Origin of the sequence: Vibrio sp. 10N.247.311.13 (genome assembly GCF_041467595.1) — a bacterium.
GTDB classification, from domain to species: domain Bacteria; phylum Pseudomonadota; class Gammaproteobacteria; order Enterobacterales; family Vibrionaceae; genus Vibrio; species Vibrio crassostreae_C.
In genome coordinates this window covers 109,871-133,845 of record NZ_JBFSUX010000004.1, presented here as the reverse complement: position 1 = coordinate 133,845, position 23,975 = coordinate 109,871, and the positions used below count along the sequence as shown (strand labels likewise).

Below are 23,975 nucleotides of genomic sequence, written 5' to 3'. Positions count from 1 at the left end.
GTCCTAGTTGGCGCACAAACTCATACAGAAACCAGTAACCCTCAAACCGACATCGCTTCTTCAGAAAAAATGGCCACTCTATACGCCAGTGTTTTCGGCTTAGAAGCCTCAAAAATGTTAACGTCCCCCAATTCAAGTTCATGCAGCCTAAGTTCAAAAATGCTGACCTTTGCCGCCCCAAAAACCGGCTGGCTGATCCCATTCGTACTTATTATTGCTGTTGCGTTTAACTTACCTCCTCACATCTCGAGATTATCTAGAGACAATCATCGCTCTACTCGACCGACAAAACACCGATTGCATCTAAAGCACTGTATATTTAGAGAGTAAATAACCGGGCTACTACACCCTTTTATTTATTTTTTGGAGATACATTTGTGTACAACACACTACTAACTAAGTTTGTCGATTCATTGGCATTCTCTATGCGTACATGCGCGAAAACCTTAGTCACTGCCCTTTTGGTTATGACGTCATTTACCGCCTTGGCACAGACAACGGGCTGGCTTAGTGTGCCTGAGCATCCGCCTGTTAAAATGCGAATGATGTCGACGGGTGAACAGTCGGATGACGGCTCTAAGATCCAAACCGTGCTCGATGTCGTGCTCGACGGCGACTGGAAAACCTATTGGCGCAGCCCAGGCGAAGGTGGCATTCCGCCAAGCTGGGACTGGTCTGGTTCAACAAACATTGAGTCAGTAGAGTGGCACTGGCCGATACCTAAATACTACGAGCAGCTTGACGTCATGACGTTAGGCTACAAAAAACATGTCAGCTTTCCTGTCACTTTATCCCTGAAAGACAACACGAAGCCTGCGATATTCAGGGCATCGTTTACCTTTCCGTCGTGTACCAATATCTGTGTGTTAACCGATTACGATATCGAACTGCCGATTGACCCACAAACTTTAGCGCTCGATGAAGAAGCGATGTTCTTGTTCAACCAAGGCATGAGCCAATCTCCACGAGAAGCTAATCGCACTTCAGTCAATGGTCTATTTTGGGACAAGAGCAAGCAGCAACTGGTTACTCAGCTGACAAGTAAAAATGGCTGGGATAAGCCGATGGTGTTGATTGACGGGCAAGAAGTGATTGATGACTTCTTCTCTCAACCAAGCGTCCACATCACAGACAATACAATGACGGCCGTATTTGATGTGAGCAACTGGATAGGTGAAGTCGACTTAACGGACCGTAACGTGAGTGTCACCGTTTCAGACACTAATTTCGCCGAAGAGATGACGGCCAAAGTTGGCTCAGAACCGATCGCTTACCAAACAAGCAACAACGGCTTTTTGGCGATGATAGGCTTCGCTTTAATTGGTGGTTTGATCCTCAACATCATGCCATGTGTGTTGCCAGTCTTAGGAATGAAATTAAACAGCATCATTCAAAACCAAGGTGCATCTAATCGTCATATTCGACTCTCATTCTTAGCTTCTGCGTCAGGTGTCATTACATCATTTGCGCTGTTAGCCCTAGGTATGACCGCTCTAAAAATGGGTGGTAATGCAATTGGCTGGGGAATCCAGTTCCAAAATGTTTGGTTCATCGGGTTCATGCTGATCATCACTTTGCTGTTTTCGATTAACCTGCTTGGGTTATTCGAATTCAGACTACCATCAGGTTTAAACACCTGGATGGCAACCAAAGGCGATGACTCACATTCAGGCCACTTTGTTCAAGGCATGTTTGCAACGCTGTTAGCAACGCCGTGTAGCGCGCCATTCTTAGGAACCGCTGTCGCGTATGCACTTGGAGCAAGCTACCAAGAGTTATGGGCTATCTTCATCACGCTTGGTATCGGTATGAGTGCGCCTTGGTTGATCTTTGCGCTATTCCCAAGCCTAACCAAATTGCTTCCAAAGCCTGGGGCGTGGATGTTCAAAGTTAAGCTGGTATTTGGCTTAATGATGTTCATTACCAGCCTATGGCTAACAAGCCTCCTTAGCCCATTCATTGGTAAATTCCCAACTATCCTGCTGTCGCTATTTATCGTGATTTCAGTATTGATTTGGATTGGCCGTAAGTTGGGTCGCAAGGTGCTTATTCCTATCGTCGCAACCACAACCTTGGTGTTTGGTGCTGCATTGATCGTCGGTAGTGTCACCGCTGATAACTGGGCGACTCCGATTGTTGACGATCTCGCTTGGCAAAAGCTGGATGCGAAGCAAATCCCTCAGCTCGTTGATGAAGGCAAAACGGTGTTTGTTGATGTGACTGCTGATTGGTGTATCACCTGTAAAGCCAACAAGATCGGTGTAATCCTTCAAGATCCTGTCTACAGCCACCTACAGCATGATGACATTGTTTTGATGAAAGGTGATTGGACAACACCAAGTGAAAGTGTCACTCAATACTTACAAAGTAATGGGCGATTTGGTGTGCCATTTAATATCGTCTACGGCCCGAGCTATAAAAGCGGTATTCCAATGCCTGTCATTCTGAACAGTGACACTGTCGTTCAAGCCATCGATGCTGCGAGATAACTGATGAAGACTCCCAACAATGAAGAGAAATCTAGCACGACTGAAGACAACGCTGTAAAGGGTGAGGCCAAAAAGCCAAGTCGTCTTAAGAAGTGGGGAAAGGAACTGGTTTCAATGATATTGATCGTTGGCGTGGTTTCGTTCGCCATGGACTTTTATCACAGCAGAAGTATGCCTCAGGGCGATGCGATTCCAATTGTGGGTCAATCGCTCCAAGGCGAAGATATTGATGTTATTGAGCTAAGCAAAAATGGTAAGCCAGTCATTGTCTATTTTTGGGCGACTTGGTGTGGTGCCTGCAAATTTGTAAGCCCAACCATCAATAGCTTCAGCGATTCCCATCAGGTGGTTTCGGTCGCTCTATCGTCTGGTCCAGACGAACGTGTCCAGCGCTACTTAGAGGCGAAAGAGTATGACTTCCCTGTGATCAATGATCTCTCTGGATCGATCAGCAGAAGTTGGGGAGTCAATGTCACGCCAAGTATTGTCATCATCAAAGATGGAAAGATTAGCAGTATCGCAACCGGCGTTACATCCCCTATCGGCCTGTGGTTAAGAACCTACTTTGCCTAAATCGCTCACAAAGAAAAACAGAGCAAAGCTAAGTGAATAAACCGACTCAGCCAGTTTAACAAACAATATTAATGTGAGCGCAACCTAATAAGCGCTCACGATTATCACGAATTTGAGAAAAGACAATATGAAAAAGCATCTGATAAGCGCACTGATTATAGGCTCATTAATGAGTACTAATGCCTTCGCAGAATTAAACAAAGAACAAACTCAACAACTTGAAGAAATTAATCAATTCCTGAAGGAAAATCCATCGACGATCTCTGGATTGCATACCAGTTTAGAGCAGTACGTAGCAGGTCAAGAACAGTCGAAGAAAGCTCAAGCAGGAAGCCATGATTGGTTGTACAACAATGACGCTCACCCAATCACGGGCAATCCGGATGGCAAATCAGTCATCGTTAACTTTACTGACTACAACTGCCCTTACTGTAAGCGCTTGGAAAAAGGCTTGGTTCAATTAGCCTCTGAAAACAGCGACATTAAAGTGATCAACGTGTACTTATCGTTTAAGCAACAACAAGTTGCAGGGCTAGACACCAACGCGGCGCTATACGCGATGAAAGTATGGAAAGATAACCCAGCAGCATTCCCTGAAGTTGATAGATTGCTGATGGCGAAAAGCGGTATTCACTCGAAAAGCTCACTAGAAGCCGTTGCCAAGAAGACGGGAACAGAGGCGGAACTAAAAACAACTCAAGAACAAAACCAGGTTCTAACCACTAACCATCAAACGTTCAGTGCACTCGGCTTAACGGGCACTCCAACCATGATGATGAACGAAAATGTTTTACCAGGGTATGTGCCTTACGACCGACTTAAAGATATCGTGGATGACGCTTTTTAATCGTGCGTAGATAGAGATAAAGACTCGAAAGAGAAGTGAATAAAAGCCGACTCGCGTAACTCGCAGTCGGGTTTTTGATGAGTTTAAGATAATGTTTTCAATATTATTTTTGAAATAGAAAAGCAGTCGAAGTGTCACTATCTTGCAATGGATTCTTAATCTAGCCTCGCTACTCTAAAAGCAGTTCTCTCGATGAGTCCAAGACGTGCTTACTCTAGACAACTGTCCTTTGACCGAGCCTAGCTCGGTCTTTTTTTACGTGTTTTAGATAACAACACAGTGCATTAACACGGAAACGTCCAACCGACTGAGCCTTAACTCAGCAAGCGACAAACAAGCGCACCCGGCTCCCTTAGCGCATCCACGTTATAGCTAAGGACACGTCCGACAGACGGCGCGTGATAACGGCGACACTCATTACCAAAAGCGTCATATTGAATGGCCAATAAATCATCTTGCTCTACGCTCTGTAGAAGCTCAACCTGCGGCAATACAAAGCCACCAATATCAGCGCGGATAGAAACCACATCATTACCCTCGATCCAATCCATGCTCGGCAGCTGCATTTTCTCGGGATGATTTATTTCAACCTCGAACATTTCATAATAAGATAGCATGTTAAAAACACCGTCTACCGCTCGTTGAATCATGTCAGGCTGAGTAAATTTCCCCATCCCAACTTCCACCGTGATGCTCGGAATTCCACTTCGATTCCAAACCGTTTCCAAAATACCTGGGTCACCAGGGTCATTCAGAACACAATCGGGCTGCATCAGCCTCGCCATCTCCAAACATTGTTCTATGCGGTAATCAGCAAACACATAAAGTGGATAAACTGCGCCACGAGTTTGAGTGTGGAGGTCAACGGCGAAGGTGGCATTATGCTTAAGCAAACGCTCCCACAAAGACGCAACAAAGCGCTCCGCAGCCAAGCCATTCGCGTCACCCGGAAAGAGTCGATTAAGATTAGCAGGGCAAGAACCCGGATCCGAAGAGATGAAATCACGGCTATGGTTCAGCAAGCCAGACAGATTCACAGTAGGTACAATCGTTACCGTGCCTTTGAGCGTTTTACCGACTAAGTCCCTGATAATTTGCTGTGCAGCCAACACTCCGTTTAGCTCATCACCGTGAATACCGGCGGTGATCATCAAACTAGGACCTTCTTGACTGCCTTTGAAAACAGAAACCGGCATGTTCTTAGGTTGCCCTAGCCCATCACTGGTGACTTGAAACCAAAACTGGTGCTCTCCAACGGGTAGGTCTTCAACATTCAAGGAGCCAATAACCTGCCTACCTTGTAAAACATCGCCTAAGTACTCTGTTTTCATCCAACGTCTCCATATTGTTGAGCAGAATCTATTCTCTTCTAAGTTTTTGCATCATAGAGGATATCCTTACCAGTACAAGCAGTTAATCAGATTAACAAGCTCTCAGCGCAGCCAAAATTCACCACCATCGACATACGTGATTCCAAGGTAAAACTTGCTAATGTGACCTTTGAAATACACGCAACTTGTATAACTATTCATAGAACACTCAGTCGCATGAAATAAAAGTGCAATAAAATCAACACTTAAAAAAGTTCCCCATTCACGAAAATGTAATTTTATGGAAATGAAAGCTTAATTTATCTGCTCTAAATTAGCTTCATATCGAAACGGAGAGCACATTGCTCACGGATTTTAAAATACAAGGTAAGTGATTATGAAAAAGGCAGTTCTAGCTTCTGCAGTGGTAGCGGCACTAGTTTCAGGTTCATCTCTAGCAGCAACAGTTTACAGCTCTGATGGCACAGAACTTAAAATTGGCGGTCGTGCGGAATTCCGTGGTGATTTCATTGGTTCAGGTGGTGCTGAAATCGACGGTACGATGAAAAACAAAAGCCGTGTTCGTTTGAATGTGGGTGGTACTACAGAAATCACTAGCGACCTATCTGGTTTTGGTTTCTACGAAGCAGAACAAAGCGTGAAATCTTCTGCTGATAACAGTAAGACTGAAAACTTTAAGCAACGTTACATGTATGCAGGTTTTGAAGGTAACTTCGGCGCAGTATCAGTAGGTCGTCAAGATACAGCTGCAGCTCAAATCTCAGAAATGTCGGATGTTACTATCTACTCTGGTGACCAAAAAGCATTCATCAATGCAGGTGACGAGCAAATCAATAACACGTTTGTATACGCTTACGACGCAGACGCACTTTCTCTTAAAGCAAGTTTGATTGCTGGTGAAGACAAAGATACTGACGGTTACGGTATCTCTGGCATTTACACACTACCGATGGGCTTAGGTTTCGGTCTTGGTTACTCAGGTAACGACAACGGTACTGGTAATGGTTCAGCTACAGCATTGATTGCTGGTATTAACTACAAAATGGATGCTTTATACCTAGGTGCAACCTACACAATGGGTGACCTAGACGACAAAGCAAAAACTGAGTTCTCTGGTGTGGAAGTTGCTGCTAAATACAAGCTAACAGACCAATTTGAACTGGCAGGTTTGTACCAAAAACAAGAAAAAGACGCGACACAGAATTTAACTGTAGACACAGCTGACTTCTTTGAGCTGACTGGTACTTACAAGTTCAACAAATCTATCCGTACATACGTTGCTTACCAATTAAACAATCTAGACGACGTAAAAGTTGCAGGTTTAGAAACACAAAGTGAAGACTCTCTTCGCTTAGGTGTACGTTACGACTTCTAATCTAAATCGACTTTAGACACAGACTAAAAAGGTTGGGCAATGGCTCAACCTTTTTTCATATTCAAATATTCTGACTGACTTCATCAATGCTTTTTCTGGTTAAGTGGTGCTAAATCCGTATCATAGGTGAACCACATCAAATAATTAGAAGCATCATGTCACAACACCATCCGATCCAAGGCGCTAGCTGGATGCTAACCGCAGGCCTAGCCTTTGCCGTTATTAACAGCCTAACTCAAATTGCTAGCATTCATTTCGGACTTACTTCTACCACCGTTGCCGTCATTCAATACGCCATCGCGTTATTCGCTATTCTTCCTTACCTAAAAACGCTGGGTATTCGCCGCGCGCTAAAAACCGACAACCTCAAATTGCACGTATTCCGTGTCTTCTTGTCTGTTATTGGTATTCAACTTTGGATATGGGCACTGGCTTACCCAGTACCAATTTGGCAAGGCATTGCCCTTCTCATGACATCGCCATTGTTTGCAACCATTGGTTCAGGGCTTTTCTTAAAAGAGAAAGTTGGGGCTGCTCGCTGGGGCGCGACCTTAGCAGGCTTCGTGGGTGCGATGGTGATTCTAGAGCCGTGGGCTGAAGATTTTAACTGGGCAACGTTATTACCAGTCGGTGCCGCTTTCTTCTGGGCATGCTACTCACTGATGGTGAAAAAGCTCTCTTCACAAGACAGCCCTTCAACCATGGTGGTTTACCTGCTGCTATTAATCACACCATTTAACATCCTGCTTGCCGCGCCAGATTGGCAGACGCCAAGCGGCGGTACAATTTGGGCTATCTTGATTGTTATCGGTGTTATGACGGCACTCGCTCAATGGGCGATTGTAAAAGCCTACTCAGTCGCTGATGCTTCGTTTGTGCAACCTTTTGACCACGCCAAATTACCGCTAAATGTTTTAGCAGGTTGGATTGTGTTTAGTTGGGTTCCACCGGGTCGTTTATGGCTAGGTGCTGCTATTATTATTGCGTCAGTTGCATTTATAACGCACTGGGAAACCAAAAAACCTTCGAAAGTGAAGAAAGTTTAAGGTTGGTGAAATAAATAGTTCGACTGTCCGTTCTATATGGATAAGAGAATTCAAACGAGGCCGTAACCATGAAGAAACCAGTCAAGATTACACTATACCGTTGGGCAGGCAGCTGGGGTCCATTTAAAGTTAATATCCCATGTGGGGAATGTACCCTTACCAAAGACATTCTGAAGGATACTTTTGAGAATGAATTGGCCGATGTCGATGTCGAACTGGAAGTGAAAGATTGGTTGTCTCACTGGTGGGAGCCGCTAAAACTAGGCTCTTGGCATGCTCCAATCCTTGTTGTTGAAGGCAAAGTGGTCAGCCAAGGTGAAGCGCTGAATCGCGGTGTGTTAATCCAATCGGTGATCAAAGAGTGGACCAAACGAGACAGCCTAAAAGGCAACATCGTTTATGGTAAGGCGACCTGCCCATTCTGTGTTAAAGCGAAGAAAATGCTGGATGAAGCGGGTGTTGAATACCAATACCACGATGTCGTAAAAGACAGCGCCGCTTTGTACCGTATGATTCCAGAGGTAAAAGCACACATTGGTGAGAAAACACCGGTCACCGTCCCGCAGATCTGGCTTGATGGTAAGTACATCGGTGGTGCCGATAACTTAGAAGCGTGGATGAAAGAGAATGGCTTAGATAGCATCCCTAATAATGTGGTCGACTTATCCAATCAATCTGCTGGCTGAGTTCATTAAAAGCCATTAGTCAGAAGCTTAATTGGTATTTTTTGTGTCCATCCACAACAAAACAAAGCGATAACTTTCACCAATCGCTAAAACGAAAAAGGCCTTAAACTTCATCGAGTTTAAGGCCTTTTAAAATTCCGTTTTTGAAAATGCTTATTTAGCCATTTTCTTCATCATTCGCTTAAAGAACGATGGTTTCTTTGGCTTTGAAGTGCCGTACAATGCTTCGTGCATCATGTTTTTTGCTGCCATTTGACCAAGGTATGCGTGGCCTAGTTCGTAATTCATGCTTATCTCCGCACATAATCAACTTTCTTTAGCGCGGATTCTACACTTAAAACGCCCAAAAACAAGATCTAAATCACACTTTAATGCAATATTAAGCATTCATTTGCAATTAGCCTAATTTTGTCTCTGTGTTAATCAGCATTGTTTTTGTATATCAATGAGTTAACCTAAATTCTGGTTTGAGCTTAATGCTCCATTCCTAATAACAACCCAAGACATTGATTTAGACACTGATAAAAAAAGCAGCTCAATAGAGCTGCTTTCTAAAATGCTTTACTGAGAAACCTAGCTGCGCTTTGGCTGTCTGTAAGTTTTACCGGCAATTTGGTATGTGTCTTTTTGCTTCAATTCAAACATCGTTTCAAAGAACCAAGCTGCAAATTTGATTAAGTCATCGCCTTCATTCATAACATGTTCGATGTACTCTTGCTCTTCGCCTTGTTCATTTTCTTGAAGCGTCACGTGGTAAATACGCTTTTCGCCTTCCACTTCAGCAAGTGCAAATTGACCAGTCAGTGATGCAGCAGCCTCAGCGACTTCTGTATCCTCATTGGATTTCAATAGCTCAAGCGCTTGAGGCAGGCCATCTAGTGCGCAGATAGCTTTTACCAGTACTTCAAATTCATTTTGCTGCATTTTGTTTTTACCTATTCAATGGACCGAAGCATTGTAGAAAACCATCAGCACAAATACAACGTATTAACGATGGTGCGTTAAACGATAGTGAATTTAGTGTTTAGCTATATTCCACTTCAACAGTATCGCCTTTGTTGTTCATTTTGGTTGAAGACCAAAGCACTCCGCCCATGGCTGCGCCAATAATGAGGTAGAACACGCCTAACTGTAGATGAGTCGTGACCCAACTCTCTACTAGATACCCACCCAATAAACCCGCTAAACACATCTGAATAGAGCCCGACAATGCCGATACTGCGCCCGCTTGCTTCTTATGAGGTTCTAATAACATGCTGATTGATAATGGGAACGAAATGCCTTGTGCTATCGCCAACCAAGTAAACGCCCAAACCAAGTTAAAGATGGATAACTCATGAGTAAGAAGCCAAGTTCCCGAAGCCAAAATAATCAAAATCGCAAGGCTCATCAATTGCGGAGTGCTAAACCTACGATTGAGCAAGTTCAAAGCAACGCTACCGATCAGTAAGCCTGCCGAAGGGACAATCATCAATGAACCATACTCAGCGGCGGTCAGCCCCAATTGCTCTTGCATTAAGAATGGGAATAAAGATAACGATACCAAACTCGCCATATAACTCATCCAGTTATAACTGGCGCTGCTTATCACTTGGCGATTCGTTAACAAGCGTCCGTAGTTCTTTACCACTTGGCTGACTTCAAAACGGCTCTTCCCATATGGCAGAGTTTCATGCAACACGAAGTAACCCAGTGTGAATATCGCCAGTAAATACAATAGAACGAAAAGGAACACCACCTGCCAACCAAGGTGGAATGAAATCCAGCCACCAAATACAGGCGCGATGATCGGCATAATCGACGCGGTGATCGAGATATAAGACAACGCTTTGGTAAGCTGTGAACCATCATAGCTGTCACGAAGCACACTTCGCCCAAGAACCGAGGCACTGCCCGCCCCTAAACCTTGCAGCAAGCGACCAACTTCTAGCGCCGTCATATTGTCAGAAAACACAACACAAACGACTGTACCAATCAAATAAACACCCTGACCTAACAAGAAGATAGGTCTTCTTCCCACCGCATCGGACATCGGTCCGTAAAATAGCTGAGACAAGCCAAAACCCACCAGAAACAGCGTGACGAGAAGCTGTACATCTACTTGAGTAGCACTTAAATCAGAAGCAATTAACGGTAATGCTGGCAAGTAGATGCTCACACCCACCTGCCCCGTAGCAATAATCATCATTGCTAAGAGTAACGGTGTTTTTTTAAAGGTCGATTGGCTCAAAAAATTCCCTATTCGTTTGATATTTGTTCATTAGACGAGTTTACATTCAAAACCAATAATTGATAATTAGCTAAATTGGAATTTTATTAAGTCCCAGCAGGAAATAATATGGATTGGATTCTTAACGTAAAAAGCTACGTCAGAGTAGTCGAAGAAGGCAGCTTCAATGGTGCTGCTCGAAAGCTGAACACCACCAGCTCGGCGATCAGTAAAAGAGTGAACTGGTTAGAAGAGCGCATCGGCACCCAACTGTTAAAGCGTACCACGCGATCAATTAGCCAAACCGAAGCAGGTGCGCTCTTTTACCTGCGAGCCAAGGATCAGCTCGACAATTGGCAGTCCATTATTGATGAGACTCGCTCGGTTAACCAAACCCCAGCAGGCCTATTAAAGATCGGCGCTACGATTGCGGTTGGCTCTAAGTTTCTGGTGCAATACATGGACGACTTCTTAGAAAAGTACCCTGATATTAAGGTACAACTCATCACCACTACGCCCGGTCAATTACCCGAGCTTGGCTTGGACTTGGTAATCAGTCGTGAACTAGAACAACTCAACTCATTAAGCTTCAAGAAAACACCGCTGTTTGAACACAGAGCCAGCTTCTATGCAGCACCAAGCTATCTTGCCAAACACGGCTACCCCACTTGCGAGCAAGATTTGGAGCAACACAACTCGTTAATTTGGGGAGAGCGTCCGACCCGTGAAGTAGCGCTCACCAAAGGGCAGCGAATAACGTTAAACGGTAACTTTGCGACCACCAATCCAGAGGCTTTGTTTCATGCTGCGAAGCGAGGAATGGGCGTACTGTTAACCATCAAAGCGATGATCAAAGAGGATCTAAAGCAAGGGACATTAGTTCCAGTATTGCCAAATATTACCGCCGACGAAGTGATGGTTTACGCGTACTACCCTAAGCTTGATTACTCGCACACGCGAACCAAGCTCTTTTTGGACCATCTGAAAGACAGGCTAGACAAAGAGCGTAGCACGCAAGCTCTGTGAAATAAGTCACATTTTAATTTGAAAAGTTATACAACACGGCCAATAATAAACTTGACGCATATAGATTATACAAGTTCGCACATATACAAGATAATACGTATACCGCTTACACAGTGAATCTGGTTAACTAGGGGGGGGGCTATGACTCAACATACGCACAATAGCATGATAGACACAGAGCGCATTGGCCGTTTGCTGAAATTGGAAGGTATCGACCTTTTAGAGTCAGCTGTGCTTACTTTACATCAGACCTTTGATACTCAATACACTAGCATCATTGAGAAGAAGTACTTCCCTGACCAAACCGTTCCTTTGGTGATCGCCCATTCTGATCATGTATTACATGACAAAATCAATGCGCGCCATGGTCACATCTACCAACAAGCCGTCAATCAAAGACACCCAGATTGCTCATTTTCTCAGTACATCGTCCAGTCATTGCCAACATCGGCATTTAGGCAGGAAATCACCTCACAAAACTCCATCGCGATCCCGACTCAAACTCAAAGTGGCGAAGTGATGGGCGTGCTGTTTTCAACGTTCACCTCGCCTCTTAGCCCTGACCAGCAACAAGACGTGGTAAAGCACCATCAATTGTTCGCCGACATCATCATCCACACCTTGCGTGAAATGTGGTTTAACGATCGTTCCGAACAACTTGTAAATCAGCTTAGTTATGAGGTGTCACACGACAGCCTAACCGGGTTACTCAACCGAAGCTGTTTATCAGATACCTTAGAGTCGATTACTCAACAGAGCGTCACTCCGTTTACACTGGCTTTACTCGATATCAATAGCTTCAAAGCCATTAATGATATGCACGGTAATTATATTGGTGACAAGGTGCTGCAGTTTGTCGCAGAAATATTGCGCCGAACTTTACCTGAAAGCAACCTGACTTTCCGGACTGCTGGCAACGAGTTCGCCTTCATCACCTACCATTCTGATCCGATAGCCGTGTGCGAACAAATACTGGCCAAAATTAAGCAGGGCTACAGTAGCGTTGATATCAAGATAGATTTCGACGTCAGCATCGGTATTGCCAGCTCGGATGGAGACAACAAAGACGTTGAGCAAATCATCTTCAATACCAGCTTGGCGCTTAAAGAGTGTAAACACAGCCAAGATACTCATATTCAATGTTATGACACTCACTTAAGAGTTCGTTACCAAAGAAAAACCGAGCTAGTCGCAGCGCTACGAAGTGAGCTGGAAAACCCAATTTCACAAAGCTATATCCCCGACAGCAATGGAATGTACGTAGTGGTACAGCCGATTGTGGGTCAAGGTGAAACGCAATGGGAATATTTCGAGGTACTGACTCGCTGGAAAACCGCCAGACATGGAGACATCTCACCCGTAGAGTTTATTCAAGTGGCAGAAGAGTCAGGGCTGATTGTCGAATTAGGTGAACGCATTATTGAATTGGTGTGCCGCGCTAAAACCACACTAGAGCAAGGCTTGGGCTACAAGGTTAAACTTGGAATCAACTGCTCTGCGCACGAGCTTACTGATTCGAAACGTTATATATCCTACCTGACTCGAACCATTGAACAGCACCATTTTAAGGCGAATGAGTTTGTTATCGAGTTAACCGAAACCGTTCTGTTATCGCCAACACAAGAGACAAAATCCGCGCTTAACTTTCTGAGAGGACAAGGCTTCACGATTGCACTCGACGACTTTGGTACAGGCTACTCCAGTTTGAACTACATCCACAGCTACCCTATCGATTGCATTAAAATTGATGCGACCTTTATTCGAGACTTGTTAACTAGTTCGACCTCAGAGAGCGTAGTATGGCTGATTGTTCAACTGGCCCATAGACTCGATGTATCTTTGGTTGCGGAAGGTGTTGAGAAGCGTGAGCAATTAGAAAAGCTGCACGCGATGGGATGTGACAAGATCCAAGGTTACCTCTACTCACCTCCAATGCGGCCTGAAGCTATCGTTAGCTATGTCGCGCACTCAGAGCCTTTAGTTTAAACCCTTACCGAACCTTCTATTGAGAACTAAAAAGCCGCAAGAGCATCACTTAACACTGACTGTGCTTTGTGATGCTCTTGCGGCTTTAAAACAGTTTAATGGCTAGCTACTTACTAGCATTATTAACCATTGCTAGATTGCGCGTTTCTAACGCTGCCTTCAATAGCTTGTCGGCTTCATCTCTCGCGGCTGTGAATGTCGCTTTTTCCTTTTTAGGCACAGAATCGGCCATTGGGATATTCGCTTTCATCGCATCAACAGGGCGACCACGTTCGATCAGTTCATAGTGCAAGTGAGCACCTGTCACTCGACCCGTTTTACCCGATAGGCCAATACGTTGACCACGAGATACCGTTTGTCCTTTACGAACAAGGATCTTGCTTAAGTGCAAGTAGCGCGTTTTATAAGTGCTACCGTGTTGAATCACCACATAGTTACCCGCATAAGGGTGCTTACGCGTCATAATCACTTTGCCATCACCCGTTGCTTGAACCGGCGTACCAACTGGCGTCGCGAAATCTGTACCGTTGTGCGGTGAAATGCGGCCAGTCACAGGGTGTAAGCGCTTAGGGTTAAACTGAGAACTTTGGCGCCAGCTACTGCTCACTGGGTAACGTTGGAAAGCACGTTGTAAGCTATCGCCATTAGCATCGTAATATTGTCCGTCAGTGTGTAAGTATGCTGACACAACGCGGTTACGATTCATGATCTTAATTGCTTCAATTTCACGTTTTCCGGTTGCAACACCATCAACATATTGCGCTTTTTGAAGCACTTCAAACTGATCGCCAGCACGTAGGTCTCGGCTAAAGTTCAGCTTATCTTTAAGAAGAGTCACAATATGGTCAATCTCAAGACTGCTCAGGCCAACCTTGTTCGCCGACATAGAGAAGCTGCCTTGAATATCACCCACTAAAGGTTTTTGCTTCCACTCGCCCGGAATAGAGATATCTTCAAACTCGTATGTACCATCTTCAAGCAGTCGGTAAACCACTTTATCTGCAACACTAAATTGAAGTTCCATTTTGGAAAGGTCGCCCGTCGCTTCATCACGCCAAAAACGCAATGTGTTACCTGGGCGAAGCGTGTCTAACGCAAGGAAGTTTAAATCGGTTTCCATCACGCTCATCATCGATTTGTAAGAAAATCCAAGCTGAGTGAAGATGCTACTCAAGTTATCGCCCGTTTGAATTTGATACTCAAATGTCGGCGGCTCAATAACGGTAACAGAAGATGGTGACAGAATTGACTCAATAACGGTTGAGTCGGGCAAATCAAGATCGATCGTTTTCGTCAGATCCGATTGTGACGATTGCAAAGCAACACCAATCGCAGCAATAAGTGGCAGTCCCAAAATAGCTACTTTTTTTACAGGTGAAAGCTCAGCAAACGGAGAGGGAAATATTTTTGAATACACGGTAAACAGGTCTTTCTACGATATAAAGGCATAGGATATGCTTTTCAAACGCATAAATCATCAATGCATTGTCATAATATGATGTGAATCTTCCCAACTTAGCCTAAGTCATTGAGTTGCCGTAGATGAAGAGCCACTAGATAAGAAATAAAATTAACCGCTAAATTTAAAAATAAAAAAGCAGAAACGGCTAGTTTCTGCTTTCTATTGGTTGACGTTATTCCGTTTCGAATAATTAATAAACGAAGCGAATTAGTCGCTGGTTTTAAGAAAAGATTATGCGTTTACCGTCGACACTAGGCAGTTGTCTTCACCAAATTCATTTGGGATGTAACGATCGGCATTCGCATCGTTCACCCATTGTTGGTCATCAACTAGGTAGCGGAATTGAAACTCGCCATCTTTAGGTAGACGAGTTTTAAACTTGTAAACCTTCCCTTTGGCCAGTTTTTTCATTGGGGTGGCTTTCCAATCAAGAAAGTCAGCAACGATGGATACAGAGTTCGCTTCCTGAGCTTCTAGCTCGAAGGTCACTTCAACTTCATCTTTCGTCTTAAAAAAACGTTTATTAATCATTCGCAAGCTCCATTTGTAATAATAAGCGGACACAAAGCTAACTGTGTCTAAATTTCATTCATCTAACTAAGATAATATGTAATTTGGCTCACATAAACAACAGATCCTTACATTCACGAAAACGTTATTGCTTACCAATTGATTGCGTATCAAAAGAAAAACTCATTAACACCTTTTCAGAAGGGGGTTCTGCAAATGATTGTTCCGCAGAATGCTGAGTAAAGCCGATAAAACCTTCCCCAGTAAGTTTATTCTGTGATTGCGAACCTGGTTGCTGAGCTACCTCCAATGTCTGAATTTGTATACGATCACCCAGTAAAAGTTGGTCGACTAACACCACACGGCTTCGTTGCTGGTCATGCTTAAACAGGCCTAGATAATAGAAAACACCGCTGCCTTGGTTAGATATCCACATCGGCGCGACAAAGAAACTCGCCTTGCCCAACGTGGCGGCTGAAAGATTATTGGTTTCTACCGTTACCACACCGCGCTCAACACCTGAGTCATAGCGTCCAAACGCGATGGCTCTAGGCTCATCAACTTCATTGATAAAAGCGTAGGCGTTAGTCTCAGGAACTTTAATTGTCCATGGATTGGTCGTCTTCAAATCAAAAACGGTTTCTACGACTGGGTCATAACTCACTTGAGAAGAAGGAAACTTCGCCAAGATCTCTTCATCACTTAAGCTAAAGCGATAAATACCCGCCACTATCACCACAACCAGCATGACAATTGGAATCAGTAGAATCAGAGGGATAGGTAAGATTTTCTTTTTCATGGGCAATTATATTCTTTTGTTTTCATCCAGTTGTGCAGACCATAAAGGGCTTTAGTATAATTATCAATACAGGGTTAACCAGAAGTGGAGCATGGATGGATATCAATCATATTAAAGATAGAAATATCAGAAGTTGCGAATGCCGCTGTGGAGCAGTCAACCTAGTATGCCGAGGTGAACCTCAACGTACATCTGTCTGCCATTGCTATGAGTGTCAGAAACGCACCGGAAGTGTGTTCGGCATTCAGGCTCGGTTCCCAATAGAACAAGTTACACTCAGCGGTGAAGTGACCTCTTTTTCACGCATCAGCGATACGGGTAATGAAGTCACCTATCAGTTTTGTCCCAAGTGTGGCACCACCATGCTTTTGCAGTCAGTTGCCGCCGCTGATTTTTATATCGTCCCGCTCGGATTATTTAAAGAGCAAGACTTCCCACTGCCGAGCTTTTCGGTTTATGAAGAACGCAAACACGGTTGGGTTAAGTTCGACCACCAAATGAGCCATTACAACTAGTTCGTCATTGAGCGTTATCTTTATCTCGTTATTGACCGTTATGTTTATATAGCAACAGTATTAAAACAAACTGCAATACTGTTGCCTAAGATCAAATATCAACGCTTCACAGCGCTAGCGTATCTTTTGTCTAGCGTTATAATCTTGCTCCTCTATTTAACCCAGGGTGAACCACATGATTTCTAAGTTACCTCGCTGGGTTGAAGGAGGCGCCCTTTTGTTAGCTGGTCTTGCTGGCAGTGTTAATGCTATCGGCTTACTTGGCTTCCAACATCAAGCTATCTCCCATATCTCCGGCACCATGTCTTTGCTAGGCAGTAGCCTGCTTACACCGACCTCGGCTTCTGTTCACCTCCTATTGGTGATCATGAGCTTCATGTTAGGTGCGGCGTTCAGCGGGTTCTTTATTGAAAACCAAGCATTGAAGTTAGGACGCCGTTACGGTGTTGCACTATGTATTGAGGGTGGATTGCTGTTTTTGGCGCTGTGGACACTGTTGCAAGGCTATACTTCAGGTCAGTATTTCGCTTCAGCCGCGTGTGGTTTGCAGAACGCGATGATCACCACTTACAGCGGGGCAATCATTCGAACAACACACATGAGCGGGATCATTACCGATCTTGGGATCATGATTGGCGCTCGCTTAAAGGGGATGCCTTTTGACCGCCGTAAAGCCAAACTGCTAATTTTCATTGTGGTTGGCTTCCTGTTTGGCGGCTTAATTGGCGCTTGTCTGTTCCAACGCTTCGAAATCTTGGCATTGGCTTTCCCTGCCTCTTTTGCTTTCATTATTGCGTTTAGCTACTGGTTATACTTGACCTATCGAACTGAAACCCCAGTCAATTTATAAATATCTGGCAATATAACCTCAAACTACGTAACATCCGCAACACTTTATTCTAAACTCTTAATACGTTGCAGAATAACCAGTATGAATATTTAGCGATATTTGATGAATAGTATTGCAAGCGATATTAATACTGGGTAATCTTGCACCCAATGAGAAAATACGGACGTTTAGTGAATAAAAATGCCAAGGATGTGGCTTTTTTACGTGTAGAAATTCGAGAACAATAACATGTCTAACAACAAGAATACTGCTCAAACAGAGAAATCTAAAGGCAGTTTCTGGGTTTTCTTAATCCCATCATTGATTGGTTTATTCCTTTTCATGGCGCCAATCAGCTATCAAGGTGATCTAACCATCCCTGTAGCTATCTTAGCCAAATCAATTCAAGCGGTTTTCGGTGAATATCTAGTCCCTATCATCACTGCGATCGTTGCTTTCATGTCTGTAGCTTCAGTTTTAAGCACCATTTTTAAGCCTACATTCATTACATCAAATTCATTTTTAAACGGCCTTTTCAACCCATCTCCACTGTGGTTGCTGGTTCGTTTAATTGGTGGTGCTGCAGCCGTTATGGCTTTCTTCCAAGTTGGCCCTGAGGTTATTTGGGAAGAAAATACTGGTGGTCTGGTTCTAGAAGGCCTGCTTCCGACACTGTTCTCAGTATTCATCTTTGCTGGTTTGCTACTTCCGCTTCTACTTAACTTTGGTCTACTAGAGCTGTTTGGCACGCTACTAAGTAAAATCATGCGTCCAATCTTCAACCTACCAGGCCGCAGTGCTATTGACTGTATGGCTTCTTGGTTGGGTGACGGCAGTGTTGGTATCCTGCTTACAAGCAAACAGTACGAGAAGAAATTCTACACTCAGCGTGAAGCTGCGGTTGTTGGTACGACTTTCTCAGCAGTATCTATCACATTCAGTCTTGTGGTTATTGCTCAGGTAGAACTAGAGCACCTGTTCCTACCTTTCTACGCAGCAATCTGTTTAGCGGGTATTGTGGCAGCGGTGATCATCCCTCGCCTTCCACCACTAAGCATGAAGAAAGATACTTTCATTGATGGCAGCAAGCCGCACAAAGACGCTGACGCGATCCCAGCAGGTCACTCAACGTTCTCTTGGGGTCTTGAGCTAGCGGTAAATAAAGCATCTCAAGTAAAGTCGGCTAAATCTGTATTTGGCGAAGGCGTTCGTAACGCCGTAGATATGGTATTTGGCGTACTGCCTGTTGTTATGGGTTTAGGTACAATGGCACTGGTTATTGCGGAATACACGTCTGTGTTCTCAATCCTAGGTCAGCCTTTCATTCCATTCCTAGAGCTACTTGGTGTTCCTGAAGCGGTTGCAGCATCTGAAACGATTGTTGTTGGTTTTGCGGACATGTTTATCCCAGCAATCCTTGCGGCTTCTATCGACAACGAGATGACTCGCTTTGTTATTGCAGCAATGTCGGTAACTCAGCTGATCTACATGTCTGAGGTGGGCGCTCTACTTCTAGGAAGTAAGATTCCAGTGAACATCTTAGAACTGTTTATTATCTTTATTCTACGTACGTTAATTACGCTTCCAGTTATCGCTGGTGTAGCGCATCTAATATTCTAAATTAGATACTACTTATGTAACTCAATAAAGATTCAGTTTATAAAGCCTCACTTTTGTGGGGCTTTTTATTAGCACAAATATATACACAGCATTATTTAGAGTTCAATCAATTTATAAGTTCTGTATATCACTTGATTTCATATCATTTATTCAACCCAACTCTTGTTAATAGAAAACTGAACGCATAATCGTCAAATTAATACATTCTTAATCCCTCCTTAAACTCTGTCTAGCCCCATTCCCCAACTCATTGAACCAAATACTAAAAGTAACAAATATGTGATTTAGTGAATTTTGTATTGTTTATGTTGTTGTATTTTTGCAGTCTATTTTGTGAAATTACATTCAAGTAAAACCCAATCTAGTCGATATATATAATTACAAAAACACGATTAACTTTAGTCTTCGCAAAGCCTGTGAGAAGGGGAAAACTCAATGAAATTTAGCCATAAGGTGGTTGCTGCATCATCAGCCTTGCTGCTAGTGACAGTATCATTGCTTTCAATACAACAACTTTACACTGTAAGAAGTGCAGTAGAAAACCACGTCAATGCGAGCCTGAAAGAGATGGTCTCGGGCGTGAAAAATACCGTCGTATCGGAGATGAACGCCAAGAAAGCGTTGGCTCAATCGACGACTGAAGTCATCGAGATCAACCCTGAAGATCGCGCTTACGTTAAAGAAATCTTAGAAAAGCCAAAGCTTAAAAACAGCTTCCTAGCGGTTGGTTTTGGTTATGAAGCAAACGGTTTCGTTATTGAAAATGATGATGGTTGGGATGCCGGTCCAGACTACGACCCACGAATTCGTCCTTGGTACATTGATGCTAAATCCAAAAACAGTTTAGTTGTTACCGCTCCTTATGTGGATGCATCAAGTAAGAAAGTCATCATATCAGTAGGTACTCCAGTTAAAGACAACGGCCGCTTTACTGCGGGTATGTTCTACGACCTAGAATTGACGAACCTTGCTACCTTGGTCAACCAAGTGAACTTGTTTGATGCGGGTTACCTGTTCCTAGTAACAGCCGACGGCACCACGATTGCTCACCCAAATGCGAAAAACAACGGTGAAACGCTATCAAGCTACATGCCACAAGCGACTATTCGTGAAGGCTCTCAAGAAATTGAAGTCGACGGCAAAATGTTCCTAGTTAATTTCACCCACATCCCTAGTGAAGATTGGTATATAGGTGCCATCCTGGATGAAGAGATCGCGTTCCAAACCGTTGAAGAATTGAAGAACAGCTCAATGATCTACTCGTTGATTGCAGTTATTCTCAGCATCATTGCACTGACTGTTCTGATTCGTGTGTTAATGCGTCCACTGGATGCGCTTAACCAAGCCATTCAAGATGTGGCGAGCGGTCAAGGTGATTTAACTAAGCGCCTAGATACCAACACAGACCAAGAGTTCTCTGACCTAGCGAAAGGTTTCAACACCTTTACTGAAAACCTGCAAAATCAGATCATTCAATCGAAAGCGATTGGTGTTGAAATTAAGCGTGGTACTGAAATCACGGTTAAAGGTGCAGGCGAATCAGCGAAAGCGATGAATACCCAACTGGAAGAGCTTGAACAGTTAGCGACTGCAATGAACGAGATGGCGGTTACTGCAACTGAAGTTGCAAACAATGCTCAAGGCGCAGCAGCGGCAGCCCGTGAAGCAGACGAAGCAACGCTAGGCGGCACATCTGTCGTAAGTGACACCACTCAAGCGATTGATAACCTTTCAGCACGTATCGACCAAGCGGTTGCCGAAGTACAAGTACTTGAATCAGCAACAGCCAACATCGAAACAATTCTAAAAGTAATCAACGATATTGCAGACCAAACCAACCTACTGGCATTGAATGCGGCTATTGAAGCGGCGCGTGCTGGTGAATCAGGCCGTGGTTTCGCAGTCGTTGCCGATGAAGTTCGTACTCTGGCACAACGTACTCAAGAATCAACTACGGAAATCCGCAACATGATCGAGCAGCTCCAAGCGGGTGCAAGCTCAGTATCGAACGCGATGAACCAAAGTAAAGACACAGCCACTGACGCCGTTGAACGCGCTCAGCAAGCGAACTCTTCACTTGACCGTATCCGTGACGCGATTCAACGCATCTCAGATATGAACATCCAGATTGCTTCAGCGGCAGAAGAGCAGAGCTTAGTAGCGGAAGAGATCAATAACAACACTGTTAAGATCAAAGACCTTTCAACACAAGTATCAACAGCGGCCCAAGAAGCGAATACCGCAATGCAGCAGCAAACTGACAATGTTCGCCAACAAGACGAGCTATTGAATAAGTTTACGGTTTAACCAAGGTTTGGCTCAGTTGCCGTTTGGTTTAGTTACCGAGCAATAGCTTAAAATAAAAAGCCCCGATTACTGATTGCCAGTAAGCGGGGCTTCTCTTTCTAGTCTATCCAAGTTAACTCGTGACAGGCTTCAATTCATTCGTCGTTAACATCATGCATTGGTTCGATTCCACCTTGATGGTTAAATCCTTACCAACACATTCAAACACATCATCCGACAGTAAATCGGTTACCGCACCAGTCCAATTTAATGAGGCTGTTTTGCTTCGCTTCGACTTGTTGATCACCACAATGCCTTTATCGCCACGGACAAACACCAACAAATCATCATTCGCTTCAACCACACGCATCGCTTCGCCATGAACATGGTTATGGAATTGAATCATGCTTTTCATGTAAGGCGCTTGCCAGTCGTTAAGCCAACGAGGCTGACCGCTCTTGTCCAGAATACCGCTGGTGCTCAGTTCACTGTAAACAAGCGGCACACCGCCGTCTCGACCAAGAATGAAAGCATGAGCCAATCGCTCATCCACTTCATCCATCACATGCTCCAAAAACACCTCGTTATTGGGAATATCATGAGTGACCGCAAACGTGATCGCTCGCATATTCGACAGAGCCTGACCAAAACAGTATGGGTTAATCAAAGACTTAAAGCTGCCCTGCTCTTCAAATGCTTTGAAGATGGTGTTGAACAACGGGAAATCGTAAGCGCCTAAGCGAGTGTGTTTAAGATAAGGCTCAAGGAACAGCTCATACTCTTCTTCTGTCGCGCCGCCATCGGTAATGATCTCACCGAAGATGTGCATTTCTTCGCAGATGTCATCCGTCCACACCTTGCGTAGGTGTGCCAGTGTCATATGCTTTGCCGCATCAATGCGAAATCCTTTCACACCAATCTCTTTCAGTGCTTTTAGGTAGGCTCTTTGTTGTGCCACCACATTATCGTTATCGAGTAGCGTTGGCAGGCCAGGATCGCTGGCGCCACCGGTAATACGCCCGTTTTGCACTTCCCACGTGTCTTTCCAGTTCTTGATACCAAACGCTTCCACGAAGTCGTTCTCATCAAAAAGAGGCTCAGAAAGGTCACCAAACAAACGTATGGATTCATAATAGTCAGCATCTTTTTGATAAGACGCCATGTCTTGCTGATTGGGATACGTTAGATCACCGCGGATACCCGATTCGTTGGCCATGTGGTTAAACACCACATCCACATAAGTACGAAGCCCATGTCGCTTTAACGTGTCGACCATCGCTTTAAAATCTTGTGTGTCACCCAACTGATTATCGATCACACGATAGTCTTGGGGCTGATAGCGTTGCCACCATTGAGTACCAGAATTTCGATCGCAACCTTTAGGGCCGCGCAGCGATTTCATCGCCGGTGATACTAAAACAGATTTATAACCCAACTCTTGGATCAGTGGGGCGTTCTTCATTACGTCAGCGTAGCACCAGTCAAAGGCATGCAATATGACATCTGTCGCTGGTTTGCTTAACATAGCTGAACTCTCCATGTTGTTCTCCTACCAAACTCGTTTACAGCTTTTTAGAAAAGGCAAAGGCTAAAAGGCAAAGCTGCAATAAATTTCCTCAAGAATGGCATTTATTATATGAGTTACTCATTAAAAACCCTCCTCCTCCTACCAATTACTCACGGTGGATGGTTGAGGGCGTAGCACCAATTATCGCATAACGTCTGGGATGAACACTCAACCGTAGTGCTTTAAAACGCTCACAAAAGTCACAAAAAAGGAGCGTATATACGCTCCTTTTATTCAATCTAACACATATTTATAACTAAGTTCTGTAAAGAACCTTCACGACGTGCCAGCCAAATTTTGTTTTCACAAGGTGTGGTACAAGCGTCTCGCCAGAGAAACAAACCTTATCAAACTGAGGCACCATTTGACCTTTTTTGAACTCACCTAGGTCGCCGCCCTTTTTACCAGATGGACAGGTTGAATGTTTCTTCGCTAGCGTTTGAAATTTAGCGCCCTTTTTAAGCTGCGTCATGATGTCTTCTGCTAGTTCTTTATGCTTCACCAAAATATGAAGCGCTGCTGCTGTTCTTGCCATGATAATTCTCAGTTTGTTGCTGCCAGTTTACTTACGACGATTACTTAGAACATCGCGAATGAACTGACTGTTGTAAATCTGTTTGCCGCTAACGGCTTATCGACATAAATTCATCGACAGCCAGCGTTTAGCGTGATTTTAACCCAAGAACCGCTATTCTTCACTCTATAACCGAAAACAACTGCCTTAAAGGCCATTAAAAACCGCATCGCGACTTGCTGCGGCTTCCATTTCCCTTTAAATTAATCCTTATAAATTAAGCGCGTATTAAGTAGGAGCCACTT

Annotated in this window: 21 protein-coding genes; 12 read left to right on the top strand and 9 right to left on the bottom strand. The window is 44.1% G+C overall.

Annotation, left to right across the window (positions count from 1 at the left end; translation table 11 throughout):
* Nucleotides 1-425 precede the first annotated feature (425 nt).
* The 3 genes from AB6E52_RS03300 (at nt 426) to AB6E52_RS03290 (ending at nt 3,909) form a co-directional block, all read left to right on the top strand.
* Entirely contained in the window at nt 426-2,489 is a 2,064-nt protein-coding gene (locus AB6E52_RS03300) for a protein-disulfide reductase DsbD (RefSeq protein ID WP_102321361.1), read from the top strand.
* 3 nt (nt 2,490-2,492) lie between these two features.
* Nucleotides 2,493-3,062 (top strand): protein disulfide oxidoreductase, encoded by a 570-nt coding sequence (locus tag AB6E52_RS03295; RefSeq protein WP_102321350.1) that lies wholly within the window; start codon nt 2,493-2,495, stop codon nt 3,060-3,062.
* Nucleotides 3,063-3,189: 127 nt separating this feature from the next.
* Nucleotides 3,190-3,909, top strand: coding sequence for a DsbA family protein (locus tag AB6E52_RS03290; protein ID WP_102321349.1), 720 nt, complete (start codon nt 3,190-3,192; stop codon nt 3,907-3,909).
* A 314-nt stretch (nt 3,910-4,223) separates the two neighbouring features.
* Here the strand turns inward: AB6E52_RS03290 and AB6E52_RS03285 are convergent, their stop codons facing one another.
* Nucleotides 4,224-5,240: a succinylglutamate desuccinylase/aspartoacylase family protein gene (locus tag AB6E52_RS03285; protein ID WP_102321348.1), complete on the bottom strand. Its 1,017-nt coding sequence runs from the start codon at nt 5,238-5,240 to the stop codon at nt 4,224-4,226.
* Between the two features lie 376 nt (nt 5,241-5,616).
* Between AB6E52_RS03285 and AB6E52_RS03280 the strand changes: the two genes are divergently transcribed.
* The 3 genes from AB6E52_RS03280 to AB6E52_RS03270 all read left to right on the top strand — a co-directional run bounded on the left by AB6E52_RS03280 (nt 5,617) and on the right by AB6E52_RS03270 (nt 8,347).
* Nucleotides 5,617-6,615, top strand: coding sequence for a porin (locus AB6E52_RS03280; RefSeq protein ID WP_102321347.1), 999 nt, complete (start codon nt 5,617-5,619; stop codon nt 6,613-6,615).
* 155 nt (nt 6,616-6,770) lie between these two features.
* Nucleotides 6,771-7,661, top strand: a complete 891-nt coding sequence (locus tag AB6E52_RS03275; protein WP_017062738.1) for a DMT family transporter — start codon at nt 6,771-6,773, stop codon at nt 7,659-7,661.
* Between the two features lie 68 nt (nt 7,662-7,729).
* Nucleotides 7,730-8,347, top strand: a complete 618-nt coding sequence (locus tag AB6E52_RS03270) for a glutaredoxin domain-containing protein (RefSeq protein ID WP_017062739.1) — start codon at nt 7,730-7,732, stop codon at nt 8,345-8,347.
* A gap of 153 nt (nt 8,348-8,500) precedes the next feature.
* Here AB6E52_RS03270 and AB6E52_RS03265 read toward each other — a convergent pair whose 3' ends face one another.
* From AB6E52_RS03265 to AB6E52_RS03255, 3 genes are all read right to left on the bottom strand, one after another.
* Nucleotides 8,501-8,635 (bottom strand): hypothetical protein, encoded by a 135-nt coding sequence (locus tag AB6E52_RS03265; protein ID WP_010431176.1) that lies wholly within the window; start codon nt 8,633-8,635, stop codon nt 8,501-8,503.
* Nucleotides 8,636-8,920: 285 nt separating this feature from the next.
* The gene (locus tag AB6E52_RS03260; RefSeq protein WP_017057980.1) at nt 8,921-9,271 is read right to left on the bottom strand and encodes a hypothetical protein; all 351 of its coding nucleotides are present in this window, start codon (nt 9,269-9,271) and stop codon (nt 8,921-8,923) included.
* A 100-nt stretch (nt 9,272-9,371) separates the two neighbouring features.
* On the bottom strand, nt 9,372-10,577 hold the full coding sequence (locus AB6E52_RS03255) for a multidrug effflux MFS transporter (protein ID WP_102321346.1): 1,206 nt from the start codon (nt 10,575-10,577) through the stop codon (nt 9,372-9,374).
* Between the two features lie 108 nt (nt 10,578-10,685).
* On the opposite strand from AB6E52_RS03255, the gene AB6E52_RS03250 reads away from it, so the two are divergent.
* Both AB6E52_RS03250 and AB6E52_RS03245 read left to right on the top strand, forming a co-directional pair.
* On the top strand, nt 10,686-11,582 hold the full coding sequence (locus AB6E52_RS03250; protein ID WP_017068382.1) for a LysR family transcriptional regulator: 897 nt from the start codon (nt 10,686-10,688) through the stop codon (nt 11,580-11,582).
* 141 nt (nt 11,583-11,723) lie between these two features.
* On the top strand, nt 11,724-13,568 hold the full coding sequence (locus AB6E52_RS03245; RefSeq protein ID WP_017068381.1) for a bifunctional diguanylate cyclase/phosphodiesterase: 1,845 nt from the start codon (nt 11,724-11,726) through the stop codon (nt 13,566-13,568).
* Nucleotides 13,569-13,674: 106 nt separating this feature from the next.
* Here AB6E52_RS03245 and AB6E52_RS03240 read toward each other — a convergent pair whose 3' ends face one another.
* The 3 genes from AB6E52_RS03240 to AB6E52_RS03230 form a co-directional block, all read right to left on the bottom strand.
* On the bottom strand, nt 13,675-14,985 hold the full coding sequence (locus tag AB6E52_RS03240) for a peptidoglycan DD-metalloendopeptidase family protein (protein ID WP_102321345.1): 1,311 nt from the start codon (nt 14,983-14,985) through the stop codon (nt 13,675-13,677).
* A 276-nt stretch (nt 14,986-15,261) separates the two neighbouring features.
* Nucleotides 15,262-15,561 carry an isoamylase early set domain-containing protein gene (locus AB6E52_RS03235; protein ID WP_009845720.1) on the bottom strand — a complete coding sequence of 100 codons (300 nt, stop codon included), beginning with the start codon at nt 15,559-15,561 and terminating at the stop codon, nt 15,262-15,264.
* Between the two features lie 124 nt (nt 15,562-15,685).
* Nucleotides 15,686-16,339 carry a hypothetical protein gene (locus tag AB6E52_RS03230; RefSeq protein WP_102321344.1) on the bottom strand — a complete coding sequence of 218 codons (654 nt, stop codon included), beginning with the start codon at nt 16,337-16,339 and terminating at the stop codon, nt 15,686-15,688.
* 32 nt (nt 16,340-16,371) lie between these two features.
* Between AB6E52_RS03230 and AB6E52_RS03225 the strand changes: the two genes are divergently transcribed.
* From AB6E52_RS03225 to AB6E52_RS03210, 4 genes are all read left to right on the top strand, one after another.
* Nucleotides 16,372-16,854: a GFA family protein gene (locus AB6E52_RS03225; RefSeq protein ID WP_170791798.1), complete on the top strand. Its 483-nt coding sequence runs from the start codon at nt 16,372-16,374 to the stop codon at nt 16,852-16,854.
* Between the two features lie 175 nt (nt 16,855-17,029).
* Nucleotides 17,030-17,704, top strand: coding sequence for a YoaK family protein (locus AB6E52_RS03220; RefSeq protein WP_102321343.1), 675 nt, complete (start codon nt 17,030-17,032; stop codon nt 17,702-17,704).
* Between the two features lie 228 nt (nt 17,705-17,932).
* Nucleotides 17,933-19,303, top strand: a complete 1,371-nt coding sequence (locus AB6E52_RS03215; protein ID WP_017067418.1) for a YjiH family protein — start codon at nt 17,933-17,935, stop codon at nt 19,301-19,303.
* 435 nt (nt 19,304-19,738) lie between these two features.
* On the top strand, nt 19,739-21,610 hold the full coding sequence (locus AB6E52_RS03210) for a methyl-accepting chemotaxis protein (protein WP_102321342.1): 1,872 nt from the start codon (nt 19,739-19,741) through the stop codon (nt 21,608-21,610).
* Nucleotides 21,611-21,722: 112 nt separating this feature from the next.
* On the opposite strand, the gene AB6E52_RS03205 is transcribed toward AB6E52_RS03210, so the two are convergent.
* Together AB6E52_RS03205 and ppiC are read right to left on the bottom strand one after the other, a co-directional pair.
* Nucleotides 21,723-23,129: an alpha-amylase family glycosyl hydrolase gene (locus AB6E52_RS03205; protein WP_017062749.1), complete on the bottom strand. Its 1,407-nt coding sequence runs from the start codon at nt 23,127-23,129 to the stop codon at nt 21,723-21,725.
* 283 nt (nt 23,130-23,412) lie between these two features.
* Entirely contained in the window at nt 23,413-23,694 is a 282-nt protein-coding gene (gene ppiC, locus AB6E52_RS03200) for a peptidylprolyl isomerase PpiC (RefSeq protein ID WP_258185064.1), read from the bottom strand.
* Between the last annotated feature and the right edge of the window lie 281 nt (nt 23,695-23,975).